The sequence below is a fragment of the Maribacter sp. 6B07 genome (genome assembly GCF_002700155.1).
Taxonomy (GTDB): domain Bacteria; phylum Bacteroidota; class Bacteroidia; order Flavobacteriales; family Flavobacteriaceae; genus Maribacter; species Maribacter dokdonensis.
On sequence record NZ_PDUT01000002.1, the window covers coordinates 455,364 to 470,942 of the forward strand.

Sequence of the window (15,579 nt, forward strand, 5' to 3'; positions counted from 1 at the left end):
CTAATTTTTGCCGCCAAGATACGAACAGTCTTTTAAATCTTGCACACGGGTAAAAGGTACTTTGGCTTTATTGTAGCCATATGTAGAAGCCAAGCTTCTATTAAGGTCGTTATCGTCTACATTTACCTGTACATCATCCATAGTAAACTGACTTGGGTGTTCATAGCCGGCAGCATGGGTAATTTCTAAAAATTCTTTTCTGAACGTGCTAAAATATTGTGCCAAACGATCAGATTTTAAAGGAATGTTTATTCCCTTCTGTAACCATTTACTTTGTGTTGCAATACCGGTTGGGCAAGTATTGTTATGGCAAGCTTGCGCTTGTATGCAGCCAATACTCATCATAGCCTCTCTTGCTACATTAATACAGTCTACACCCATTGCAAATGCCATTGCCGCTTTTGCCGGAAATCCTAATTTTCCTGAACCTATAAATACGATTCTATCGGTTAGGTTTCTGTTCAAGAAAACACGGTATAAACTAGAAAAGCCGTACACCCATGGTAATGAAACATGGTCTGCAAATGATGGGGGAGCGGCACCTGTACCACCTTCACCACCATCTACGGTAATAAAGTCAGGACCTTTTCCCGTCTCCAGCATTAAATCTGCCAACTCTTCCCATTGATCCAATTTTCCTATTGCTCCTTTGATACCTACAGGTAAACCAGTTTCATTTGCAATATCTTCAATTAGGGCCATAAGCTCTGTTACATTGGAAAATGCCTTATGTGTTGCGGGTGACAAGACATCTTTGCCTACTTCAACACCTCTAATCTCTGCGAGTTCAGGAGTAATTTTTGCACCAGGTAATACTCCACCTTTTCCTGGTTTTGCGCCTTGTGACAGTTTTATCTCTATGGCTTTAATACACGGATTGTCTTCAACCAGTTTTTTCATTTTCTCCATAGAGAAATTACCATCTGGAGTTCTTACGCCAAAATATCCGGTACCAAAATGGAATACAATGTCCCCGCCATGTTTGTGGTATGGTGACAAACCACCTTCACCTGTGTTATGATATGCTCCCGCCTTTTTTACGCCTTTATTCATGGCTTCGACCGCTGCGGCAGATAAAGAGCCAAAACTCATAGCCGATACGTTTACAATACTACTGGGCCTAAAGGGTTTTCTACGATTATTATGTTGTCCCATAACTTTTGCACATGGTAAAAAGTAAGGGTCAATAGCATTTGGATGTCCTTCAGGAACCACAAAGCCCATCATTCTATTTTTCACGAAAATGTGCTGATGAGCGTAAAGGTCACGGTCAGAACCAAAGCCCTCATAATTATTCTCTTTTTTTGCCGATGCATAGATCCATCCTCTTTCAATTCTATTAAAAGGAAGTTCCTCTCTATTGTTGGCCACAAAATATTGCCTCATTTCAGGACCTATACTTTCTAACCAATAGCGTAAATGCCCTACTATAGGAAAGTTATGTTTAATAGTGTGCTTTTTTTGAATAAAAATATCATAGATAGCAACTATTAGAAGAAACAAAAAAATCCAAGTCCACCATGGTGGACTTGGAATTGAGTTAAAAAAATCGTTCATCAAAATTATCCTTTTGGTTTAATATCTAAACGAGGCGTTTGATCACTATTTAGGTAATCCAAACTCATTTCGGTTAGTGTTCTAACCCCTAAAAGTAAGCCGCTATCATCAATTAGAAAGTCTGGCGTATGATGTGGGTAAGATTCTGTCGTACCCGGTGTCATTCCTCCTAAGAAAAAGAAAAAGCCTGGAGCCTCACGTTGAAAATAAGAAAAATCTTCTGCACCGGTTACCGCTTTTTGAAAAAGTACATTGTTTTCACCTGCAACCCTTTTCATGGTCGGTAGCATTTGTTCTACTAATTCTGGGTTGTTATACGTAATATCGGTAGCATCTGTAATTACACAAGTAGCTTCACCACCATAGGCTTTGGCAATATCGCTCACCATTTCTACCATACGCTTGTTAAGCTTGTCTTTCATGTCATAGTCCAATGTTCTAATAGTACCAATCATTTCTGCAGATTCTGGTATAATATTAAAACGTACGCCACTCTTTATTTTTCCTACGGTAATAACCGCGGCTTCATTGGTTAGTTCTGTCTCTCTACTGATTATTGTCTGTAGACCATCAATAATTTTTGCACTAATTAAAATAGGGTCTATTCCTGACCATGGCTGCGATCCGTGGGATTGTTTACCTTTTACATTGATCACAAATTGCTGTGCCGCGGCCATAGTACCACCAGATTTGTAGCGTATGGTACCCACAGGTGTTTGAGAATTGATGTGAAGTCCAAAAATGGCATCAACTTTAGGACTGTCCATTACGCCTTCTTTAACCATTAAAAGTGCACCACCTTCTTCACCCTGTGGCGGACCTTCTTCTGCAGGTTGAAAAATGAACTTTACGGTTCCTTTGATCTTATCTTTGTTTTTGGACATAACTTCGGCAACACCCATTAGAATCGCCGTATGTGTATCATGACCACAAGCATGCATTACGCCTACTTTTTCACCCATAAATTCTGTAGTAACGTTCGATTTGTATGGCAAATCATTTCTTTCTGTAACAGGTAAGGCATCAATGTCTGCTCTTAGTGCCACTACTTTCCCTGGTAAATCTCCTTTCAGTAGACCTACAACACCGGTATGTGCTACTCCTGTTTGTACTTCTATGCCAAGTGATTTTAAATGTTTGGCTATTTTTTCGGCAGTCTTAAACTCACGGTTTCCCAATTCAGGATTTTGGTGAATTTCTCTTCTCCAATCAATTACTTTGCTTTCAATAGCTTGGTAATCCTTTTCAAGATTGGGACCTTGTGCTTGTACGGAAACCCCGAAAAGTACAATGGCCATTAACCATAATTTTCTCATAATGTATATTTAAAGTTAGTTAAAGTAGTCGTTCAACAAATATATTGATCAAACATACATAATACTAAGATTATGATAGTGATTTTGTATTTATTATCAATTTCAAAAAAATACCCGTATTTGTTTATAAAACTAGCGGACTTCACTTTTACTATCCCTCAATAATAGCTAAATTCACGGCTCTAAAAAAAAGAAAATTTGAGCTCATTTATAGATGAATTGAACGATGCCCAAAAAGCTCCTGTTTTGCACAAAGACGGACCTTTAATGGTAATTGCCGGGGCAGGGTCTGGAAAAACACGTGTATTAACGTATAGAATTGCGTATTTAATGGCGCAAGGTGTAGATTCCTTTAATATTTTGGCGTTGACCTTTACCAATAAAGCGGCACGTGAAATGAAAGAACGTATTGCGCATATTGTTGGTGCCAGTGAAGCTAAAAACTTATGGATGGGTACCTTTCACTCGGTTTTTGCAAAGTTATTGCGTATAGATGGAGACAAGTTGGGTTACCCAGCCAACTTTACAATTTATGACACACAAGATTCCCAAAGGCTAATTGCCTCTATCATCAAGGAAATGGGACTTGATAAGGATATCTACAAGTATAAGCAGATTCAAAATAGAATTTCATCATTTAAAAATAGTTTGATCACGGTTAAGGCCTACCGAAATGACCCTGATCTTGTTGAACAAGATGCTATGGCCAAAAAGCCAAGAACCGGAGATATTTATGAGAATTATGTTGACCGTTGCTTTAAGGCCGGGGCAATGGATTTTGATGATCTCTTATTACGAACCAATGAACTCTTGACACGTTACCCAGATGTGTTGATGAAATATCAGAATAGATTTAGATATATTTTGGTAGATGAGTATCAGGATACCAACCATTCACAGTACTTGATCGTAAAAGCATTGGCAGATCGTTTTCAGAATATATGTGTGGTAGGAGATGATGCTCAAAGTATATATTCTTTTAGAGGTGCGAACATCAGCAATATTCTGAACTTTCAAAAAGATTATGATAATGTAGGTATGTATCGCCTAGAGCAGAATTACCGTTCTACCAGAAATATCGTAAATGCGGCCAATTCCATCATCGGGAAAAACCAAAATCAAATTGAGAAAGTGGTTTGGACAGATAATGATGATGGGCCTTCAATTAAAATTCATAGAAGTACCACCGATGCTGAAGAAGGTAGATTTGTAGCAAATTCTATTTGGGAACATAGAATGCAGCAACAAATGACAAATGGTCAATTTTGTGTATTATATAGAACAAACTCCCAATCTAGGGCAATTGAAGATGCCTTGCGTAAAAGAGATATTCCATATCGTATTTATGGCGGACTGTCATTCTACCAACGGAAAGAGATCAAGGATGTTTTGTCATATTTACGTTTGGTCATCAACCCAAAAGATGAAGAAGCTTTAAAAAGGGTAATCAATTTTCCGGCAAGGGGTATTGGTGGTACAACATTGGATAAATTGGTGGTAGCCGCCAATCATTACAATCGTTCCATTTTTGAGGTCATGGAGAATATTGATAGAATTGATTTAAAAATTAATTCTGGTACCAAACGAAAGCTACAGGACTTTGTAACCATGATCAAAAGTTTTCAGGTAATGAACGAAACTACCGATGCTTTTGCATTGTCTGAACATGTTGCCAAGAAAACAGGTATTCTTTTGGAGTTTAAAAAGGATGGAACTCCAGAGGGTATTGGTAAAATGGAGAACATTGAAGAACTTTTAAACGGTATTAAGGATTTTGTTGAAGGGCAACAGGAAATTGATGAAGCTACCGGTAGTATTAGTGAGTTTTTAGAGGATGTAGCTTTGGCTACTGATTTGGACAATGATACTGGTGATGACGATAGGGTTGCCTTAATGACCATTCACTTGGCAAAAGGATTGGAATTCCCTTACGTATACATTGTTGGTATGGAAGAAGATCTTTTTCCTTCAGGAATGAGTATGAATACCAGAAGCGAATTAGAAGAAGAAAGAAGATTGTTCTATGTTGCTTTGACCAGGGCAGAGAAACAGGCGTACCTAACATATACGCAAAATAGATATCGTTGGGGTAAGTTGATCGATGCCGAACCTAGTAGGTTTTTGGAAGAAATAGATGAAAAATATGTTGAGAACCTTACTCCTGTAGATGGTGGCTATCGTTATAAATCATTGATTAATGCAGATATTTTCGGGGAGGTAGATAAAAGTAAATTACGACAACAAAAACCGGTTAGGGGAACTCCGCCATCTATAAGTCAACCAAATTCTGGTCAACTTAAAAAGCTGCGTAAAATTAAACCGCAATTATCAGAACCAGTAGGTAATACCAATAAGATAGACCCTAATTTACAAGAAGGTTCTCTAATCAATCATACTCGTTTCGGGCGAGGTAAAGTGGTGAAGATAGAAGGGGCAGGGAATGATAGAAAGGCAGAGATAATGTTCGATAAAGGTGATATTAAGAAACTACTGCTTCGTTTCGCAAAGTTAGAAGTGATCGGATAGTTTTGGTATATTTAATATCAATATGGTTTAAAACCTAAAGCTATGGCAGAGTTCATCAGAATATACGAAGAGAATCCTAACCCCAAGGAAATAAAAAAGGTGGTGGATGTATTACGTAAAGGTGGTTTGGTCATTTACCCCACAGATACCGTATACGGTTTAGGTTGTGATATTACCAATACCAAAGCTTTGGAGAAGATAGCACGTATAAAGGGTATTAAACTGGCAAAAGCAAATTGGTCATTTATTTGTACAGATCTGAGTAATCTGTCAGATTACGTTAGACAAATAGATACCGCAACATTTAAAATTTTGAAAAGAGCATTGCCAGGTCCTTATACCTTTATTCTTCCTGGTAATAACAATCTACCTAAAGAATTTAAAAAAAAGAAAACCGTTGGTATTCGTGTTCCTGATAATAGTATTGTCAAAGCTTTGGTAGAAGAACTCGGCAATCCTATTGTCTCTACATCTATAAGAGATGATGATGATGTATTGGAGTATACGACCGATCCTGAATTGATCTATGAAAAATGGGATAATCTTGTTGATGTCGTAATTGATGGTGGTTATGGGGGTAATGTAGGTTCTACTATAATAGATGTGTCTACCGGTTATCCAGAAGTGATAAGAGAAGGTAAGGGGAGTTTAGATATTATTTAAGTTGATTCTTATTCCAATATTTCAAAAATAAAAAAAGCGGCTCAATTGAGCCGCTTTAATTTTATATGTTACAATCAATTATTATTTGTTGATTGCAGGATCTTTCATTCCTTCTTCGATCATGCTGTAGAACTGATCAATTTTTGGAAGAACTACGATACGGGTTCTTCTGTTTTTAGATTTTTCAGTTGTAGATACCGGTACATATTCTGATCTACCAGCGGCAGTCATACGCTTAGGGTCTACATTGAAATCGTTCTGTAAAATACGAACAACAGCTGTAGCACGTTTAACACTTAAATCCCAGTTATCCAATAGAGAACCGTTACCTCTGTAAGGAACGTTGTCTGTATGACCTTCTACCATAAATTCAAAATCAGGCTTGTTGTTTACAACTTTAGCTACTTTACCTAAAACTTCTTTAGCTCTACTTGTAACATTATAGCTACCGCTGCTAAATAAAAGCTTGTCTGATATAGATACGAAAACAACACCTTTTTCTACGCTGATTTCAATATCCTCGTCATCCATGTTTCCTAACACACCTTTTAAGCTCTGTACCAATGAAAGGTTTACAGAATCTCTACGGGTAATAGCGTCATTTAACTTACGAATAGTTAAATCTTTTTCTTGTAAGCTTTCTAAAGACTTCTCTAAGTTCTCAGCACCTTTGGTAGTCAAAGTTGTTAGGTTGCCCATATTGTTGATCAACTCTTGGTTGTTTGCCTTTAAAAACGCATTTTGATCTTCTAAAGTTTGAAGTCTAGATGAAGCTGTTGCTTTCTCTTCTAAACAGTCATTTAACTTTACAGTTGCAGAGTTTAATAAATCTTGGGCATTTTTGTGTTTTGCTTCAAGATCGGCATACTTCTTTGATGATACACAAGAAGAAAGTAAAAGCGTTACTCCAAGACATCCTAATAATACTTTTTTCATAATTTGATTCTATTATAATAATTTAGTTATTTACTCAATTTCGCATCTAAGCGACTCCAAAATTATATAATTACAAAGTCACTTATATGTGTTGTTAGTTAATCTTTTACTAAAATGTTAAAATTACTTATTCTATGTACGAAGTAAGACCATACAATGGACTTCGTAACATAGTATTTTCTCAGGAATTGAGTTTTTTCCCGTTTTTTATACATTTTTCTAAATTGTCTGTAAAAGCTTAAATGTGCCCTAAAAATAGCGAAAAAGTGTTTGAATCTTAACTGAAAAAGAAATCGTATTGCTGCAATACCATCTAACAGTAATCTTAAGAAGATAATTATAAAGGCTTTTCGTCTGGGCAGGTTCTTTGTAATGGAGAATAGTGTATTTCTGAAATTTAAATACGTCTTTTTAGGATTCATGTTACTTAAGGTAGAACCTCCTAAATGAAATATATGCGATGTACCCACATATAATATTTTATACCCATGGTTTTTTGCTCTCCAACAGAGATCTACTTCTTCCTGGTGGGCAAAGTAATCTTCATCAAAACCATTGAGTTCATGAAAAACAGATTTCTTAATGAACATGCAGGCTCCGGTTGCCCAAAAAATTTCTCTAACATCATTATACTGCCCGTTGTCTTTTTCTAAAGTTTGAAAAAGCCTACCCCTACAAAAAGGATATCCTAATTGGTCTATAAAACCACCGGCTGCACCTGCATATTCAAAGTGGTCTTTTTTAAGAAGGTCCAGTATTTTTGGTTGTATAATGGCAGCGTCTGGCACATTATTGAAAGTTTCCTTAATAGGTATTAACCAGTTGGGCGATACTTCTACATCTGAGTTTAACAAGCAGAAAATATCAGCATCTACATGAACAAGTGCATCATTATACCCTTTTGTAAACCCTCCGTTAACAGCATTTTGAATGATTTTTACCGTAGGGTAATTTTCAGTGATAAATGCTACCGAACCATCTGTAGAAGCATTATCGGCAACATATATATCCGCTCCTTGGGAATATGAGATAACAGAAGGTAGGTACCTCTCTAAAAGCACTTCACCATTCCAGTTTAATATGACTACGGCTATCTTCAAAACGATCGCAAATTAACGGCTAAAATCAGGAATTTCCTGCATGAATTGATATTTTTCCGCAACAAAGTCCATTTGACAGTAATAATGAGCGAGTCCGTTAGTGACCATTAGGTAGTTGGCGTTGAGTTTAAAATTGTATTGTGCAATCTGATCAAATGTATTTTGGGAAATGGTAATTTCCGGTGCTTTGCACTCTACTAGTATATCTAATTTTCCATCTGGCTTAAATACTACTATATCATATCTTTTTTTTAACCCGTTCAAGGTAATCTGCTTTTCAACGTTGATATGACTGATCGGATAATTTTTTTCTTGTATCAAGAATTTTACCACATGCTGCCTTACCCATTCTTCTGGAGTAAGTACTATAAATTTTTTACGTATTTCGTCAAATATTAAGGGTCTATTTTCGCTATTTTTGACCCTGAAAGTGTAGCTGGGAAAATTTAGTGGCTGCATTATACAAAGTTGATGAATTTTTCTGAATGGATGAAGCTGTACAAATAGTCAATGCGATCAAGAAAGGACAAATAAGTCCTATTTACTTCTTATATGGCGAAGAGGCGTATTTTATTGATAAAATATCAGATTTTATTGGCGCCAAAGTGTTGACGGAAGAAGAGAAAGGCTTTAACCAAATGGTACTTTATGGAAAAGATGTTTCTATAGACGATATTGTTGGTAACGCTAAGCGCTATCCAATGATGGCAGAAAGACAAGTGGTAATAGTAAAAGAAGCCCAACACCTTTCTAGAACTATAGAGGATCTATGTGCCTATGCAGAAAATCCGCAGCAAACAACTGTCCTTGTTATTTGCTATAAATATAAAAAGCTTGATAAGCGTAAAAAGTTACACAAGATCATTAAAAAGAACGGTGTAATCTTTGAGAGTAAAAAGTTATACGAAAATCAAGTGAGTGACTGGCTTAGAAAGCATCTTTTAGGGCATGGCTATACCATTTCCCATAAAGCTTCATTATTATTGATAGAATATCTGGGTACGGATTTAGGGAAGATCAGTAAAGAATTAGAAAAACTAAAACTGGTTCTTCCTAAGGAGACAGAAATTAATCCTCAGCATATTGAAGAACATATAGGCATAAGTAAGGATTATAATAATTTTGAATTAAAACGGGCTATTGGTGATAGGGATATAGTAAAAGCTACTAAAATCATTAATTACTTTGCTCAAAATCCTAAGGATAACCCGTTTATATTGACAATAACCTTATTGCATTCATTTTTTACCCAACTATTACAATATCATGGGCTAAGTGATCATTCTCCTAAGAATGTAGCCAGTACATTGCGTATTAATCCATATTTTGTGAAGGAAATACAGACAGCAGCTAGAAATTACCCTATGAAAAAAGTAAGTGCTATTATTTCCAGTCTACGGGAAATGGATCTTAAGGGTAAAGGTGTAGGGGCAAGCCCAATGAAAGAGGCTGATCTGCTAAAAGAACTTCTTTATAAAATAGTTTAGCATCTATCTTTTATCGATACCAAATTTTCCTGGTCCCAATAAAGAAATGGTAATAAATGCAACCAAATAGAAAACAGCCTTTTCTTTTGTACTGAAATCATCTGCACCGTGAGCAACAAAAGCTGCTACCGCCATAGTAATGGCTGGTGGAATTGCCGCTAATCGTGTTTTAAAACCGATAATGATCAAAATAGGACAAACAAATTCACCAATAACGGCTAAAAATAATGAAGGGGTAGCTCCTATACCAAATGGGTCTGCAAATTGAAAATCTCCTGAAATTAATTTTTGGAATTTAGGAAGTCCATGAGTTAGCATCATTGCAGAAACAGCAATTCTAAAAAAAGCTAAACCAATATCTTTTAATAAGGTGTTTTTCATTAGTTGGAATTATTTCCTTTAAAAGTATCATTTTTTTTTGTTTTTTGTTTATAGGCATGGTGTAAGTATGTATTTACAGAATGTGTTTTGCCCAGTAATAGGCAGGCTGACCTTTATTATCAATAGATTAGATAGTTATAAATTTTTGTTAAAATAGTTGGGCTTAATCCCTAGGAAGTTTACGTCTAAGAATAATTCAATTTTTTTATAAGTTTTTTCGTACCTAATAATACAATTGTTCCATACTTTTTTAAAGATTATATTTACTTAAATCATTAAAAAAGTATTCATCATGAAAAAAACAATCTTATTTATTATGCTGTGTTTGTTTTGTTTAACAAAACAGCACGCACAAGATTTTGAATTTAAATCTGATCAAATTGATCTAAAATACGAAAGGTTCATATTACCTAATGGTTTAACCTTGTTGGTGCATGAAGACCATAAGGCACCAATTGCTGCAGTGAACGTATGGTATCATGTAGGTTCTAAGAACGAGAAACCAGGTAAAAGTGGATTTGCACATTTATTTGAGCATTTAATGTTTAACGGTAGTGAGAATTATAACGATGATTATTTCCAAGCTTTGGAGAGAATAGGAGGTACCGATCTAAATGGAACAACAAATACTGACCGTACCAACTACTTTCAAAATGTACCGGTTGCGGCCTTAGATCAAGTACTGTTTTTAGAGTCTGATAGAATGGGTCACCTTTTAGGGGCAATTGACCAAGAAAGGTTAGATGAACAACGTGGTGTTGTTCAAAATGAAAAAAGACAAGGAGAAAATCAACCCTATGGTAAGCAATGGGATCTTTTAACCAAGGCGATGTACCCTAAAGGGCATCCGTATTCATGGACCGTTATTGGTGAAATGGAAGATCTAAACGCAGCTTCGCTTGAAGATGTACAAGAGTGGTTCAAGTCTTATTACGGTGCGGCTAATGCCGTAGTAGCTGTTGCAGGAGATATTAATCCTCAAGAGGTGTATAATAAAGTGTTGAATTATTTTGGCGATATACCTTCTGGACCAACAATAGCTAGACAAGAAGTGAATATTCCTTTAAAAAATTCAGACACCTATCAAGTTTATGAAGACAGAGTGCCAGAAGCCAGAATTTTATTTAGTTGGAATACGCCTGAATTTGGCAATAAAGAAGACATTCATTTTGATCTAATCTCTTCTATATTAACAAGTGGTAAAAACTCTAGATTGTACAAAAGATTGGTATATGATGAGCAAGTTGCTAGTTCTGTGGTTTCTTTTCAAGCTTCAAATGAAATTGCAAGTGAATTTATCACTTGGGCAAATGTAAAACCAGAGGGAGATATTGATAGGGTTCAACAGATTATGGAAGAAGAGTTGGCTAAACTAATTAAAGAAGGACCTACCGAAAGTGAACTTAAAAGGGTAAAAGCGGCTTATTTTTCAAGTTTTATAAAAGGTTTGGAGCGTATTGGTGGCTTTGGTGGAGTATCAGATATTCTAGCATCTAACCAAACTTATTTTGATGATGCAGCTTATTATAAAACCGTGTTGCAATATGTTGAAAATGCTACTGTACTGGATATTCAGAATACAGCTAAAAAGTGGCTTACTAGAGGTAAACATATTCTACTTTGTAAACCATTTCCGGAATATACCATTACTAAAAGTACTGTAGATCGCAGCAAATTGCCAGAAGTAGGAGAAGCTAAAAGTTCTCAATTTCCAGCCTTACAAAGAGATAAATTATCTAACGGTCTTAATATAGTACTTGCAAAAAGAACCGGTGTACCTACCGTTGTCATGAATTTAATGTTTAATGCAGGATATAAAACCGATTATCTTTCAAGTCCGGGTACTGCTGCTTTGGCTATGGATTTATTGGATGAAGGAACTAAAGATTTAAATTCTTTAGAAATAAACGAGAAACTTCAATTATTAGGGGCAAGTCTTTACACGTACTCCAGTCAAGATAATTCTAATATTTATCTCAATACTCTGAAACCAAGTTTAGATGCTAGTATTGATTTATTTGCCGATGTTGTTTTGAATCCTGCGTTCCCAGAAAAGGAATTTGATCGTTTAAAGGATGAACAATTAAACAGAATACAGCAAGAGAAATCTCAACCCATTTCCATGGCACTGAGGGTGATGAACAAGTATTTATATGGTGAAGGTCATCCTTATAGTAATCCATACACAGGAACAGGATATACGGAGACGGTTTCGAAGCTATCAAAAGATGATGTGCAAAAGTTTTATGCTACTTGGATAAGACCTAACAATGCAACTCTGGTAGTTACCGGTGATATAGAAATGAAAGATTTAAAGTCGAAGTTAGAAAAGGCTTTAGGAAAATGGAAAAAGGCAGATGTACCTAATATTACGTTTACCACACCAAAAGTGAATTCGAAAAATACACTTTATTTAATGGATAGGCCAGAGTCTGAGCAATCAGTGATTTTGGCAGGACATTTAACTGAAAAATACGGAGATGTCTCTCAAATTGCTTTAGAGCAGATGGTCAGTATTCTGGGTGGTGATTTCACATCTAGAATTAATATGAATTTAAGGGAAGATAAACATTGGGCTTATGGAGCTAGTGGTTTTGTTATGGGCGCTAAAGCTGAAAGACCGTTTATAATGTACGCACCTGTGCAAACGGATAAATCTGCTGAATCCGTGACAGAATTGCGAAAAGAGATATCTGAGTTTATTTCTACACGACCGGTAACAAAGGAAGAATTGGAAAAAGTGAAGACCAATCAAATTTTAAGCCTGCCCGGTCAATGGGAGACTAATAGCTCTGTAAACCAGTCTATAACAAATTTGGTCAATTATGGTTTGCCAGATGATTATTATCAAAAATATGATGCCAATGTACGTAATCTTTCATTGCAAGAAGTGAGAGATGTGAGTAAAAAAGTGGTTAAACCAGAAGCTGTAAATTGGTTTATGGTAGGCGATAGGGCAAAAATTGCGGACAAATTAGATGAATTGGGTTTTGATGCCATTATTGAAATAGATGCCGATGGTAATCCTAAAAAACCAGCTATAAAGGAGGTGAAGCCGGAGATTAAAAATTAAAGTTGAACACATAAAATATAAATAGTCCCATTTTAAATGGGACTATTTTATTTTATGATCGTATCAATTTTATCTCAATTTAGGATAGTCGTCTGGGTGGACTTCATGCATAATGCTATACACCTTTTCGAAAATATCTTCTCTATTGGGTTTGGAGAAATAATCCCCATCTGAACCATATGCAGGTCTATGAGCTTTTGCGCTTAAAGTTTGTGGTGCACTGTCCAAGTATTTAAATGCCCCTTGTCTTTCTATAATTTCATTTAGCAAGTAAGCGGAGCATCCTCCAGGAACATCTTCATCTATGACCAAAAGTCTATTCGTCTTTTTAACACTTTCTAAAACCTCCATTTCAATATCAAAAGGTAATAAGGTCTGTGCATCTATAACTTCTGCATCAATACCAACCTCTATTAATTCTTTTGCTGCTTTTTCAACAATTCGTAATGTGGAGCCGTACGATACCAGTGTAATGTCTTTTCCTTCCTTTAAGGTTTCAACCTTACCGATCGGGGTACAGAATTCCCCTAAGTTCTTTGGTTTCTTTTCTTTTAGCCTATAGCCGTTAAGACTTTCAATGACTAAGGCAGGCTCATCACTTTTTAAAAGGGTATTGTAAAAACCGGCAGCTTGTGTCATGTTTCTAGGCGCTAGAATATACATGCCTCGTAACAAATGAATCAATCCGCCCATTTCTGATCCAGAATGCCATATCCCCTCTAATCGGTGACCTCTTGTCCTTATAATTAGCGGTGCTTTTTGTTTTCCGGCAGTTCTGTAAAGTAATGAAGCCAAATCATCTGTAAGTGTTGCCAGTGCATAAAATATATAATCTAAATACTGTATTTCTGCAATGGGTCTTAGTCCTCTAAGGGCCATTCCTATTCCTTGCCCAATAATGGTGGTTTCACGTATACCGGTATCTGCAACACGTATTTTGCCATACTTTTGCTGCATTCCTTCTAGCCCCTGGTTTACATCTCCAATTGCTCCAGTATCTTCACCAAAGATTAGTGTATTTGGGTATTTTTCAAATAATTTGTCAAAATTGTCACGTAAAATTACCCTGCCGTCAACTAGCTCTGAATCATCATTGTAACTTGGGTTTATTGCGGTAATGTTGCTTGCTTTACTATCATTTTCGCTGTAAAGGTGAGAACTATACTTTTCTTGTGCTTCTGCCAAGAAATTGGTAGTCCAATTAATTAAATCCTGCTTTTCGGGTGTATTCTCACCAATTAAATAACGCAGGGATTTTCTTGCGGTAATGGCTAAGTCTTTACGAACAGGTTCTTCAGTGGCAATTAAATCGTTCTTTAATTTATTCAAGAAGTTTTTGTTCGGACTTGTTGCAGCAACTTTATCAATTAAATTGACCAATATTGTTTTATTGGAAAGCAGGGTTTTTAAATACTCGTCCCAAGCTTCTTTTTTTGCTTCACGAACAGTACGCTTAATTCTTTTTTCAATAGTTGCCAGTTCTTCTGTTGTGGCAATGCCAGACTCTAAAATCCATTCTTTAAAGCGTTTGTTGCAATCATGGTCACGTTCCCATTCTAATCGCTCATTGTCTTTGTAGCGTTCATGGGATCCAGAGGTAGAGTGTCCCTGAGGTTGTGTTAATTCTTTTACGTGAATTAAAACAGGTACGTGCTCTTGTCTGGCAATATCGGCTGCATTTTCATAAGCATGCATAAGGGCGGTATAATCCCACCCATTAACTTTTAAAATTTCATAACCGCTATTGTCCTCTGTTCTTTGAAATCCTGAGAGTATTTCAGATATATCTTCTTTAGTAGTATGAAACTTTGCAGGTACGGATATACCGTATTCATCATCCCATATACTTATGACCATGGGTACTTGTAATACACCTGCAGCATTTATAGTTTCAAAGAACATGCCTTCGCTGGTACTTGCATTGCCTATGGTACCCCAAGCTATCTCATTTCCATTAACGGAGAATTTTGCACTGTCTAGTCCCTTTTGATTTCTATAAACTTTTGATGCTTGTGCCAAACCTAATAGACGTGGCATTTGTCCAGCGGTACAAGAGATATCTGCACTACTGTTTTTTTGTTTGGTCAAATCTTTCCAACTACCATCAGCATTTAAGCTGTGGGTAAGAAAGTGTCCGCCCATCTGCCTTCCCGCGCTCATAGGTTCTTTTTCTATATCGGTAGTGGCATAAAGGGCGTGAAAAAACTCTTTGGGATGTAAAAGACCCAACGCCATCATAAACGTTTGATCTCTATAATAACCACTTCTAAAATCTCCGTTTTTAAAAGATCTGGCCATGGCAAGTTGTGGAAGTTCTTTACCGTCACCAAAAATCCCGAATTTAGCTTTACCGGTAAGCACTTCCTTTCTTCCCAATAAACTACAGGTTCTGCTTAAAAAAGCAATTTCATAGTCATTGATAATTTGTTCTTTGAAATCTTCGAAAGAAATATCATTACTGGTTTTAGAAGAAACATCCATGTATTAAACGTGTTTATACAAAATTACCGAATCAAGTACTTTCTAGCAACGCTCTTACC

11 protein-coding genes are annotated in these 15,579 nt (G+C 36.3%); 4 read left to right on the top strand and 7 right to left on the bottom strand.

What is annotated here, in order from left to right; genetic code table 11:
- A complete protein-coding gene (locus CSC80_RS11680) occupies positions 1 to 1,557 on the bottom strand; it encodes an FMN-binding glutamate synthase family protein (protein WP_099192005.1) in 1,557 nt (518 codons plus the stop codon).
- A 5-nt stretch (positions 1,558 to 1,562) separates the two neighbouring features.
- Positions 1,563 to 2,873, bottom strand: coding sequence for an amidohydrolase (locus CSC80_RS11685; RefSeq protein WP_099192007.1), 1,311 nt, complete (start codon positions 2,871 to 2,873; stop codon positions 1,563 to 1,565).
- Positions 2,874 to 3,071: 198 nt separating this feature from the next.
- Between CSC80_RS11685 and CSC80_RS11690 the strand changes: the two genes are divergently transcribed.
- Together CSC80_RS11690 and CSC80_RS11695 are read left to right on the top strand one after the other, a co-directional pair.
- The gene (locus CSC80_RS11690; RefSeq protein WP_099192009.1) at positions 3,072 to 5,399 is read left to right on the top strand and encodes a UvrD-helicase domain-containing protein; all 2,328 of its coding nucleotides are present in this window, start codon (positions 3,072 to 3,074) and stop codon (positions 5,397 to 5,399) included.
- A gap of 42 nt (positions 5,400 to 5,441) precedes the next feature.
- On the top strand, positions 5,442 to 6,062 hold the full coding sequence (locus tag CSC80_RS11695; RefSeq protein ID WP_058105877.1) for an L-threonylcarbamoyladenylate synthase: 621 nt from the start codon (positions 5,442 to 5,444) through the stop codon (positions 6,060 to 6,062).
- Between the two features lie 81 nt (positions 6,063 to 6,143).
- On the opposite strand, the gene CSC80_RS11700 is transcribed toward CSC80_RS11695, so the two are convergent.
- From CSC80_RS11700 to CSC80_RS11710, 3 genes are all read right to left on the bottom strand, one after another.
- Positions 6,144 to 6,998 carry an OmpA family protein gene (locus CSC80_RS11700; protein ID WP_058105878.1) on the bottom strand — a complete coding sequence of 285 codons (855 nt, stop codon included), beginning with the start codon at positions 6,996 to 6,998 and terminating at the stop codon, positions 6,144 to 6,146.
- 98 nt (positions 6,999 to 7,096) lie between these two features.
- Positions 7,097 to 8,098, bottom strand: a complete 1,002-nt coding sequence (locus CSC80_RS11705) for a glycosyltransferase family 2 protein (RefSeq protein ID WP_058105879.1) — start codon at positions 8,096 to 8,098, stop codon at positions 7,097 to 7,099.
- 12 nt (positions 8,099 to 8,110) lie between these two features.
- Positions 8,111 to 8,557: a type I restriction enzyme HsdR N-terminal domain-containing protein gene (locus CSC80_RS11710; protein WP_058105880.1), complete on the bottom strand. Its 447-nt coding sequence runs from the start codon at positions 8,555 to 8,557 to the stop codon at positions 8,111 to 8,113.
- A 26-nt stretch (positions 8,558 to 8,583) separates the two neighbouring features.
- On the opposite strand from CSC80_RS11710, the gene holA reads away from it, so the two are divergent.
- Complete coding sequence (gene holA / locus CSC80_RS11715; RefSeq protein WP_071341993.1) at positions 8,584 to 9,585, top strand: DNA polymerase III subunit delta; 1,002 nt, start codon at positions 8,584 to 8,586, stop codon at positions 9,583 to 9,585.
- Positions 9,586 to 9,588: 3 nt separating this feature from the next.
- On the opposite strand, the gene CSC80_RS11720 is transcribed toward holA, so the two are convergent.
- The gene (locus CSC80_RS11720; protein ID WP_058105882.1) at positions 9,589 to 9,966 is read right to left on the bottom strand and encodes a DoxX family protein; all 378 of its coding nucleotides are present in this window, start codon (positions 9,964 to 9,966) and stop codon (positions 9,589 to 9,591) included.
- A gap of 292 nt (positions 9,967 to 10,258) precedes the next feature.
- Between CSC80_RS11720 and CSC80_RS11725 the strand changes: the two genes are divergently transcribed.
- The gene (locus tag CSC80_RS11725; protein ID WP_099192011.1) at positions 10,259 to 13,039 is read left to right on the top strand and encodes a pitrilysin family protein; all 2,781 of its coding nucleotides are present in this window, start codon (positions 10,259 to 10,261) and stop codon (positions 13,037 to 13,039) included.
- 69 nt (positions 13,040 to 13,108) lie between these two features.
- Here the strand turns inward: CSC80_RS11725 and CSC80_RS11730 are convergent, their stop codons facing one another.
- On the bottom strand, positions 13,109 to 15,520 hold the full coding sequence (locus CSC80_RS11730; protein ID WP_058105884.1) for an alpha-ketoacid dehydrogenase subunit alpha/beta: 2,412 nt from the start codon (positions 15,518 to 15,520) through the stop codon (positions 13,109 to 13,111).
- Between the last annotated feature and the right edge of the window lie 59 nt (positions 15,521 to 15,579).

What these genes read in the sequence shown, in the direction of transcription:
- CSC80_RS11680 (WP_099192005.1), bottom strand. Translation starts at nt 1,557, where the DNA reads ATGAACGATTTTTTTAACTCAATTCCAAGTCCACCATGGTGGACTTGG.
- CSC80_RS11685 (WP_099192007.1), bottom strand. Translation starts at nt 2,873, where the DNA reads ATGAGAAAATTATGGTTAATGGCCATTGTACTTTTCGGGGTTTCCGTA.
- CSC80_RS11695 (WP_058105877.1), top strand. Translation starts at nt 5,442, where the DNA reads ATGGCAGAGTTCATCAGAATATACGAAGAGAATCCTAACCCCAAGGAA.
- CSC80_RS11700 (WP_058105878.1), bottom strand. Translation starts at nt 6,998, where the DNA reads ATGAAAAAAGTATTATTAGGATGTCTTGGAGTAACGCTTTTACTTTCT.
- CSC80_RS11710 (WP_058105880.1), bottom strand. Translation starts at nt 8,557, where the DNA reads ATGCAGCCACTAAATTTTCCCAGCTACACTTTCAGGGTCAAAAATAGC.
- holA (WP_071341993.1), top strand. Translation starts at nt 8,584, where the DNA reads ATGGATGAAGCTGTACAAATAGTCAATGCGATCAAGAAAGGACAAATA.
- CSC80_RS11720 (WP_058105882.1), bottom strand. Translation starts at nt 9,966, where the DNA reads ATGAAAAACACCTTATTAAAAGATATTGGTTTAGCTTTTTTTAGAATT.
- CSC80_RS11725 (WP_099192011.1), top strand. Translation starts at nt 10,259, where the DNA reads ATGAAAAAAACAATCTTATTTATTATGCTGTGTTTGTTTTGTTTAACA.
- CSC80_RS11730 (WP_058105884.1), bottom strand. Translation starts at nt 15,520, where the DNA reads ATGGATGTTTCTTCTAAAACCAGTAATGATATTTCTTTCGAAGATTTC.